This is a genomic window from Thalassospira sp. GB04J01 (assembly GCF_000751115.1).
In the GTDB taxonomy this organism is placed as follows: domain Bacteria; phylum Pseudomonadota; class Alphaproteobacteria; order Rhodospirillales; family Thalassospiraceae; genus Thalassospira; species Thalassospira lucentensis.
On record NZ_CCDX020000008.1, the window covers coordinates 447,274 to 457,007 of the forward strand.

Annotated in this window: 8 protein-coding genes; 1 reads left to right on the plus strand and 7 read right to left on the minus strand. The window is 55.6% G+C overall.

Features of this window, described 5'->3' with window-relative positions; translation table 11 throughout:
• Positions 1-13: 13 nt before the first annotated feature.
• The 7 genes from AMM48_RS07135 to AMM48_RS07165 all read right to left on the minus strand — a co-directional run bounded on the left by AMM48_RS07135 (position 14) and on the right by AMM48_RS07165 (position 8,060).
• Positions 14-1,147, minus strand: coding sequence for an acyl-CoA dehydrogenase (locus AMM48_RS07135; protein WP_102783484.1), 1,134 nt, complete (start codon positions 1,145-1,147; stop codon positions 14-16).
• A gap of 69 nt (positions 1,148-1,216) precedes the next feature.
• On the minus strand, positions 1,217-1,834 hold the full coding sequence (locus AMM48_RS07140) for a carbonic anhydrase (protein ID WP_022732638.1): 618 nt from the start codon (positions 1,832-1,834) through the stop codon (positions 1,217-1,219).
• Positions 1,835-1,940: 106 nt separating this feature from the next.
• Positions 1,941-3,128 (minus strand): acetyl-CoA C-acyltransferase, encoded by a 1,188-nt coding sequence (locus AMM48_RS07145; protein WP_102783485.1) that lies wholly within the window; start codon positions 3,126-3,128, stop codon positions 1,941-1,943.
• 53 nt (positions 3,129-3,181) lie between these two features.
• Positions 3,182-4,354 carry an isovaleryl-CoA dehydrogenase gene (locus tag AMM48_RS07150; RefSeq protein ID WP_102783486.1) on the minus strand — a complete coding sequence of 391 codons (1,173 nt, stop codon included), beginning with the start codon at positions 4,352-4,354 and terminating at the stop codon, positions 3,182-3,184.
• A gap of 60 nt (positions 4,355-4,414) precedes the next feature.
• Positions 4,415-4,879, minus strand: a complete 465-nt coding sequence (locus AMM48_RS07155; RefSeq protein ID WP_102783487.1) for a PaaI family thioesterase — start codon at positions 4,877-4,879, stop codon at positions 4,415-4,417.
• Positions 4,880-5,138: 259 nt separating this feature from the next.
• Positions 5,139-5,966: a transporter substrate-binding domain-containing protein gene (locus AMM48_RS07160; RefSeq protein ID WP_102783488.1), complete on the minus strand. Its 828-nt coding sequence runs from the start codon at positions 5,964-5,966 to the stop codon at positions 5,139-5,141.
• A 228-nt stretch (positions 5,967-6,194) separates the two neighbouring features.
• Positions 6,195-8,060 (minus strand): DEAD/DEAH box helicase, encoded by a 1,866-nt coding sequence (locus tag AMM48_RS07165; RefSeq protein WP_102783489.1) that lies wholly within the window; start codon positions 8,058-8,060, stop codon positions 6,195-6,197.
• Between the two features lie 382 nt (positions 8,061-8,442).
• Here AMM48_RS07165 and AMM48_RS07170 point away from each other — a divergent pair.
• Positions 8,443-9,734: cache domain-containing protein (locus tag AMM48_RS07170; RefSeq protein ID WP_102783490.1), on the plus strand; the 1,292-nt coding region annotated here is incomplete at its 3' end.

Below are 9,734 nucleotides of genomic sequence, written 5' to 3' on the forward strand. Positions count from 1 at the left end.
GATGTTCTTGCTGTCAGTCGGCAAGCGACCGTGCAATGACCATCCGCTGAATGTCAGATGTGCCTTCGTAAATCTGGCAGACCCGGACATCACGATAAATGCGCTCGACCGGGAAGTCTTTAAGGTAGCCATAGCCGCCGTGAATTTGAATCGCCGCCGAGCACACCTCTTCGGCAATTTCAGAAGCAAACATCTTGGCCATACAGGCTTCGGTCAGGCACGGCTTGTGGTCGTCGCGCAGTTCGGCGGCGCGGTGCACCAGCAAACGGGCGGCATCGATTTTGGTCGCCATATCGGCCAAGCGAAACGCCACCGCCTGATGCTCCATAATCTTTTTGCCAAACGTCTCACGCTCATTGGCGTAATCACGTGCGGCTTCAAACGCGGCACGGGCCATGCCAACCGATTGCGCGGCAATCCCGATCCGCCCACCTTCAAGATTGGCCAGCGCGATTTTATAGCCCTGCCCTTCATTGCCCAGCATGTTTTCCGCAGGAACCCGGCATTCAACAAAGGTGATCTGGCAGGTGTCGGATGCATTTTGCCCCAGCTTTTCCTCGACCCGCGACACCACGTAACCCGGCGTGTCAGTTGGCACAATAAAGGCGGAAATCCCGCGTTTTCCTGCGTCCGGGTCCGTGACGGCAAAGACGATGGCAATATCGCCCTCACTGCCCGATGTGATGAATTGCTTGGACCCGTTGATCACCCAGTGATCGCCATCGCGCACTGCACGGGTTCGAAGGGCGCTGGCGTCTGATCCGGCTTGGGGCTCGGTCAGGCAGAAAGCGCCGATCTTTTCGCCCTGCGCCATGGGCACTAGGAATTTCTGCTTTTGATCTTCGGTACCAAATTTCAGGATCGGCATACAGCCGACTGAATTATGCACCGACATGATGGTCGATGTCGCCCCGTCACCTGCCGCGATTTCTTCGAGTGCGAGGGCATAGGCGACATGATCCATGCCCGCCCCGCCGTAACTATCTGGGACCAACATACCCAGAAATCCAAGCTCACCCAGACCGGCTATCGCCTCGGCCGGGAAGGTATGGTGAATATCCCATTTTGCGGCATTGGGTTTGAGTTCATTTTCGGCGAACTCGCGCGCGGTATCGCGCACCATGATCTGATGATCTTCCAACCGCATGGCGGCACGTACCCCTTTACTTGGGCGAAAGCACCGGCCATGCGATCAGATAAAAGCATTCAGCCGGGCCTAAAGCCCCTGAACAAATTCTTCTTTGGCATCATCATATTGCCAAAGAATGCCTTCTTTCATGCCGTACCACCACCCATGCAGGTGAAGGTTCCCGGCATCGACCCGATCCTTGATGAAAGGAAAGGTCATAAGATTATCCAGCGAATTGCGGATCGAATGGCGCGAGACTTTGTCGACATCCGGGCCATGATGCAGGCAGCATTTCGCCATGCTGACCCATTCGCCGATAAAGTCACGTTCGGGCACCTTGCCAGCTTCGCCGTGCTCGACCAGCGCTTCCATCCCGCCGCAGCCGGAATGCCCAAGGATCACGATGTCCTTGACCTTAAGATCGCGGACCGCAAATTCAATCGCGGCTGACGTCCCGTGATAGTTTTCATCGGGCTCATAGGGCGGGACAAGGTTGGCGACGTTACGCACCACAAACATCTCACCCGGCTCGGCATTGGTCAGGATCGCCGGATCAACGCGCGAGTCTGAACAGGCAATCAAAAGCACTTCGGGCTTCTGGCCCATATTGACCAAGTCTTCGACGCGTTCAGGGCGCTGCTCATAATACATCGCCTTGAAGCTTTTAAACCCGGCCAGCATCCGGTCAACGGTCGGCTTTGACATCGCGCGAATTCCCCTGTTTTGATCAATCACTCTGGCGACAAAATAGGGGGAATTCGCACAAGTTGGTAGCCCCAAACGCAACTTTTTAGAACGGATTTAATCTGCGTTAAATAAGCTCAATCGCAACGGCCGTGGCTTCCCCCCCGCCAATGCACAGCGATGCCACCCCTTTGGTCCCGCCACGGGTTTTAAGCGCATGGATCAAGGTCACCAGCAACCGCGCGCCCGTCGCGCCAATCGGATGACCAAGTGCGCAGGCCCCGCCGTGCACATTGACCTTGCCATGATCAAGCTCAAGATCACGCATCGCAGCCATGGCCACCACGGCAAAGGCCTCGTTGATTTCCCAGAGATCGACGTCCCCGACCGACCAGCCGGTTTTACCCAGAACCTTTTTGATTGCGTCAATCGGGGCGGTGGTGAACCAGCACGGTTCCTGTGCATGGGTCGCTTGGCCTACGATTTTGGCAAGGGGCTTAAGCCCGCGCTTTTTGGCCTCGGACGCGCGCATCATGACAAGGGCGGCTGCGCCGTCGGAAATTGATGCCGAATGGGCGGCCGTGACTGTGCCGTCCTTGGCAAAGGCCGGACGCAGGGTCGGGATTTTTTCCGGTTTGGATTTTGGTGGTTGCTCGTCGGCATCAATGGTCACATCACCCTTGCGCGTGGCATAGGTCACCGGGGTGATTTCATCGGCAAAATGGCCCGAAGTTGCAGCATTTTGTGCGCGGGTCAGCGATGTGATGGCGTAGTCATCCTGCTCTTTGCGGGTAAAGCCGTATTTTTCCGCGGTCGCCTCGGCAAAGGTGCCCATGGATCGACCTTTTTCATAGGCATCTTCAAGCCCGTCCAGCGCCATATGGTCATAGACCATGTCATGACCGTATTTATGGCCCGACCGCATTTTGGGCAGCAAAAATGGCGCATTTGTCATGCTTTCCATGCCGCCAACCACCATGACATCGGAACTGCCAGCGGCCAGAATGTCATGGGCAAACATCACGGCCTTCATACCCGATCCGCACATTTTATTGATCGTGGTGGCCCCTGCTGCACGCGGGATACCGGCATGCCATGCGGCCTGACGTGCGGGCGCCTGTCCCTGACCGGCGGGAAGCACATTACCCATGATGACTTCGTCGATATCATCGCCTGACACACCACCGCGCTCAAGGGCGGCCTTGATCGCGACACCGCCAAGCTCGGCGGCAGTAACCGGGGCAAAATCACCCTGCAAACCGCCCATCGGGGTGCGGGCACAGGAAACGATGACGATTGGATCAGACGTGTTCATGAGTTTTAACCTGTATCTGTGTTTTGGTCAGATTTGCGTAGAAAACCGGGGGTTTAAGCGGTTTCGCCAAACAGTTCGCGGCCAATCAACATGCGCCGTATTTCGCTGGTCCCCGCCCCGATTTCATAGAGCTTGGCATCGCGCAGCAACCGGCCGGTTGGATATTCATTGATATAGCCATTGCCGCCCAGCGTCTGGATCGCTTCAAGCGCCATCCATGTGGCCTTTTCCGCGGCATAGAGGATCACACCAGCGGCATCTTTACGCGATGTTTCGCCGCGATCACAGGCCTTGGCGACCTCATAAACGTACGCCCGACACGCATTCATCGTGGTGTACATATCGGCCATTTTGCCCTGCATCAGCTGAAACTCGCCAATCGCCTGACCAAACTGTTTGCGTTCATGGATATAGGGCACAACCACATCCATGCAGGCGCGCATGATCCCGGTGGGGCCGGCGGCCAGAACCGCCCGTTCGTAATCAAGGCCGCTCATCAGAACCCGCACCCCGCCATTGAGCTGACCGAGGATGTTTTCTTCGGGGACTTCGCAGTCTTGGAACACCAGCTCGCAGGTGTTTGAGCCGCGCATGCCCAGTTTATCAAGCTTTTGCGCGGTCGAGAAACCCTTGAAACCCTTTTCGATAATGAAGGCGGTAATGCCCTTTGGCCCGGCATTGAGATCGGTTTTGGCATAGACCACCAGTGTGTCGGCATCCGGGCCGTTGGTGATCCACATTTTGTTGCCATTAAGGATATAACGATCACCTTTTTTCTCAGCGCGCAGCTTCATCGACACCACGTCCGAGCCAGCGCCCGGTTCGCTCATGGCAAGTGCGCCGACATGTTCACCACTGATCAATTTCGGCAGGTATTTGGCCTTCTGATCGGCGTTCCCGTTGCGTTTGAGCTGATTGACGCACAGGTTTGAATGCGCGCCGTAAGACAGGGCAACAGATGCTGACGCCCGGCTGATTTCTTCCATGGCAATCACATGTTCGAGATACCCAAGGCCCGTGCCGCCGTCTTCTTCGGAAACGGTCATGCCCAAAAGGCCCAAATCGCCGAATTTGCGCCAGAGATCGTTGGGAAACGCGTTCTTTTCGTCGATCTCGGCGGCGCGCGGTGCGATTTCGGCCTCGGCAAAGGCGGAAACGGTTTCGCGGATCGCATTTGCGGTCTCGCCAAGATCAAATTTCAATCCGGGAAATTCGAAAAATGCCATGGTATCTATCCTGCCCTGAGTACGGTTTGATTATTCGTTTAAAATGAAGAATTCGCCGAATTAGTCAGTTTCATGCAATAATTCTGGCGGCAGCTTCATCACCTTAAGCGTCTGAAGTGCGGTCGTGCACAACACCGGTTTTTCATTCCTCATACCAAAGATATCGATACGGGTGACAATGATCGACCGACCGCGTGAAACAACCTCGCCAACGGCCCGCAATTCATCGCCCAAACCAGGTGCAACGATGTTGAGTTTATATTCAATCGTCAACATCCCCTGATCGACCTCCACCAGACTCCATCCGGCAAAGCCCCCGGCGATATCGGCCAGACCGGCGATGAGCCCGCCGTGGAAAAAGCCATTGTGCTGCACCAGATCAGAACGGGTCGGTACAACCACCTCCACCCGGCCCGGTTTGACATCGGTGATCTTCGCACCAATCGACAGATTGTAGGGCTGCTGGGCAAAACGATAGCGGACTTCGGCATCGTAATTGGGGTTTTGCGGTTCGAACTGTGCCATTCGCGATCCTGATGATAAAGCGATGCACATTTTTGAGTGCACCGGGATATGACGCCACTCTGTTGTAGTTAACGTTTACGTTAACGTCAAATCAAATCCGCATAGATATGCCGATTTAATATTTACGCCTCAAACCCCGGAAAATGAAGGTCCGTCACCCCGCACACAAATGCCACGACTTCACGGCTTTGGACCGCAGATGACGACCCACAGCAGAAACCGATGCCACCGGTGCACCGATGCCCGGAAAACTCTGAATCTAGTTGGTGTTTTCGCCCCAGCGTTTGATCCCCGCCTCAAGCATGTCGTCCATTACATCGTCGGACACAAGCTTGAAGACGGCCTTGGATATCCGTCCGCGCAACGACGCGGTATTGCAGCCTGAGTTGTGCGACATGGTCAGATACAGACTTTCTTCGCTGACCGCCACCGGATAGCTCCGAAGGTTGGTGATGTTTTCACGTGCGGCATAGGCCTTGCCTGGGAATTCTTCGTAAATCAGGTATTCAGCACGATTGTGCGACAGCATTTTCAAACCCTGATCGAGGCTGGGAACTTCGCGAATGGTAAGGTTTTCGTCCGCATAGGTGTCAAACGTCTGACCGAAACTATTATTGATCACAGTCAGGCCTTCGAGCCCGACCAGATCGGACCATTGGCTATAGCGCAAATCCAGATGGCTTTCGGTCCAGATGACGGTTCGGGTTCTTTGAAAGGGCGGATAAAAATAATCCATATATTCAAGGCGGGGCGTGGTCAGGAATGCGCCAGCAACCATATCGATTGAACCATCGCGCATGTTTTGTTGCACACGTCCCCAGTTCCCTGTGTGGATTACTTCGATCTCAACACCGGCAAGCTCACCGACACGTTTAAGAAAATCAGCAGCGGCCCCGTCAAGTCTGCGCCCGTCTTTTGCCCGCCAAAGATAGGGGGGATAATCAGGATTTCCGGATGCCAGAAGATGCGCACAGTCACGCGCACCATCGGCAGATGTGACAAAATGGTCTGCTTTGTCGTGCGCCTGTACGGCGCCGGGAACAAGCACCCACACCATCGCGCCAAGCAATATGACCGCCCACCTCATGGGACATGAACTCCTGTGTCACCCATTAGCTGTGAATGGGTATCGTATTAATATGTGGGATGACGTCCGGAAAAGTCCACCCGCAAGGATAGGTTCAAAGTTTAATTTTCAGGATCGCGGCCATCGCAGGCAGGCCGCAAACACGAAAAGGGCCGGCTGTTTCCAGCCGGCCCTTTGGTATCTTTTGTCCGTCGTTATAGGGGGATATCCCGCCTATAAGATGTCAGCTTAGGCTGAACGACGTTTCATGCCCTGGTTGCCACCGCGACCTTCGCTGCGGCCTTCACTGCGACCACCTTCTGCGCGGCGCGGACGATCACCGAAGTCACGGCGTGCGCCGCCATCACCGCGGGCACCGTCACGACCGGCACCATCACGATTGCGGAAGTTCGCAGCGCGTTCAGCGCGCGGCTTGTCTGCACCACGGCGTTCGCCACCATCACGGTTCGCACCATCACGCGGGGCACCTTCGCCACGCGGGCGGAAGTTACCACCGCGACCGGCACTGCGGTCTTCGCGATCACCGCGCGGGGCACGATCATCATTGTCAAAACGCGGTTTGCGATCGGCACGGAATTCACCGCCATCACGGCGCGGACGATCAGAGAAATCACGACGTGCGCCATCGCGGGCACCATCACGGCCCCCATCGCGTGCACCATCACGACCACCGAAACCACGTGCTGCGCGTTCACCCTGAACACCATCACGGGCACCGTCACGACCGCCGCCGAAGCTGCGACCACGACCGGCATCGCGACCACCATCGCGGGCACCGTCACGACCACCATCGCGGGCAGCACCATCACGACCACCGCCGAAACCGCCGCGACCGCGACCGGCATCACGACCACCGCCAAAGCCACCACGACCACGACCAGCATCACGACCGCCGCCAAAGCCACCACGACCACGACCGCCATCACGACCACCGCCACCAGCCGAACGGGCCGGAGGTGCTGCATGGAATTCGTGATTTTCGTCGATGGCAATGTCCTGTTTGATCAGGCGTTCGATGTTGCGCAGCAAGCGAATGTCACGCGGTTCACAGAACGCAATCGCAATCCCTTCGGCAGAACCACGACCGGTACGACCGATACGGTGAACATAGCTGTCGGCATCTTGCGGCAGGTCATAGTTCACAACGTGGGTGATGCCCGGAACGTCAATACCACGGGCCGCAACATCGGTTGCGATCAGAACCGGGAACTGGCCATTACGGAAATTGCGCAGGATTTTCTGACGTATGCGCTGCTGTTTATCACCATGGATGGCATCGCTATCAATGCCTTCATCGCGCAGCTGGAACGACAGTTCGTCAGCGTCTGCCTTGGTTTTGGTGAAGACCAGAACGCGTTCGGTGTCATCACGTTTGAGGATCTGAACCAGAAGCTTGGTTTTGTCGTGACGTTTCACGAACATACCAATCTGGGTCACACGTTCGGTGACACTTGCCTGCGGTGAGGTTTCAACCTTGACCGGATCGCGCAGAAGGCGGTCGGTCAGATGTTTGACTTCTGCTGGCATGGTTGCCGAGAACATCACGGTCTGATGTTTGTGCGGCAGCTGCTGTGCAACAGTCAGAACGTCTTCGGAGAAGCCCATGTCGAGCATACGGTCGGCTTCATCAAGGATGAAGACTTCGACGTCGTCGAAACGGATCGTATTACGCGACATGTGATCAAGCAGACGACCCGGGGTCGCAACCAGGATATCAACGCCACGGCGCAGTTCCTGAATCTGCGGGCCCATCGGGGAACCACCGAAAACAACAGATGAGAAAAGGCGGATGCCTTTTTTGAAATCACGCAGGCACTGGCCAATCTGGGTTGCCAGTTCACGGGTCGGCGCAAGGATAACTGCGCGCGGCTGGCCCGGTTTTGGACGCTGCGGATTTTCAGCAAGACGCTGCAGCAATGGAAGGCAGAACGCAGCGGTTTTACCGCCACCCGTATGGGAAATACCCATAAGGTCGTGCCCTTCGAGAAGTGCCGGGATCGTAGCAGCCTGAATTTCAGTCGGTGCGGTGAAACCGGAAGCTTCAACATTGCGCAGCAGGGGCTCGATAAGCTTGAGCCCTTCAAAATTAGTCATAAAAGGAATATCCTTACGTTATCCGGTGGCGACATGTTAACGCCAATGATGCCTGCTCAAACGCAGTCATGACCGGTAACGCGGCAAAGAAGCCACTGCGTCGGACCCTGCAAGAGAGGCAAATGATGTGAGGCCACAACGTCATCACGTTGTAACCACCCTCCTCGCCTTTGATACAGTTCCTGACAGCTGATTCTGTCTTTGCAAGCGAAGGAATGAGCCGGGTGATACAGGCCCTTTGAAACAATGTCAATCAAAGCCAACGCCGATCAGCCATGCAAAAACGCATTTGGACGTAATATATCTTCGAGAATTAACTGTTCTGTTTACAATTCATGGTCCCATAATCGTTATGTGACATGTGCTTAACAAGGGGACGGACATGCGATTTCGTGTTGTGACGGGGATTTTTTCAATCCCGGCAATTTGTCTACTGACGCTGCTGGCGATTATTTTCACGGTTGCGCTTAATTACCAGACCAGCCTTCGGAACGGGAAGTTCGAACAGATTTCGCATCTGACCGAAGGGGCGGTCACGATCGTCAATTCTTATGTTGCCAAGGCAAAATCAGGTGAGATGAGCGAAGCCGATGCCAAGGCAGCCGCCCTTGGCATCCTTAATGCGTATCGCTTTGACGGTGCCAACTACATCTTTGCCAGTGACTATGGCCACTGCATGGTTCTTGATCCGCTGAGCCCTGAAGACGTTGGTAAATGTAATCCCGACAGCAAAGTGCGCACCATGATCGTCAAAACCGCACAGGCCGGTGGCGGGATCATCACCTATGAAACCAAGAAACCCGGTGAAGGTGACAGACTGATTGAAAAGGCGGCCTATGTCCGCCCGATCAAGGAGTGGAACTGGGCGCTGGGGGCTGGCGTTTATATGGATGACGTACAGTCGGAATTCCTGACCATCATGCAGCGTATTGCGATTATTTCGGTGATCGCCATCGTGATTGCCGGAGTCATTTCCTGGTTCGTCGGGTCACGTATTGCCTCAAGCATCAAGGGCCTGAACACGTCCATTCGGACCATTGCGGAGGGCAACTACACCGCCGAGGTCGATGGCAACTCTCACTTCACCGAGATTAGCGACATGGCGGCAGGTGTTCTTGCGCTGCGCGATAAATCGGCACAGGCCCAGCAACTTGAAGCCGATGCAGCCGTTCAGAAACAAAAATCCGAACAGGAACGCCGGTCGAACATCCGCGCGATTGCAGAAAAACTTGAAAGCGAAGTGGGCGGCATCGCCGGTGCGGTCAACAGTTCTGTCGGGCGCAGCAACGATCTTTCGGTCAGCATGGCGCAAAATGCCGATGGTATCCTTGGCCAGAGCCAGCAGGTTGCATCGGCCGCCGGTGAGGTTTCGCAGAACGTTGATGCGGTTGCCGCCGCGACCGAGGAGCTTTCATCCTCGATCACGGAAATCAATGTTCAGATTTCGCAGATGTCAAACACGGTGGAACGTGCCACCGATGAAAGCCAAAGTGCGTCAAACGATGTCGCGGGCCTGTCCGATACGGTTGAAAAAATCAAGGAAATCATTGGCTTGATCAATGATATTGCCGGTCAGACCAACCTTCTGGCCCTGAACGCAACGATTGAGGCGGCGCGCGCGGGTGAAGCGGGCAAAGGCTTTGCCGTGGTGGCAAACGAGGTCAAAAACCTTGC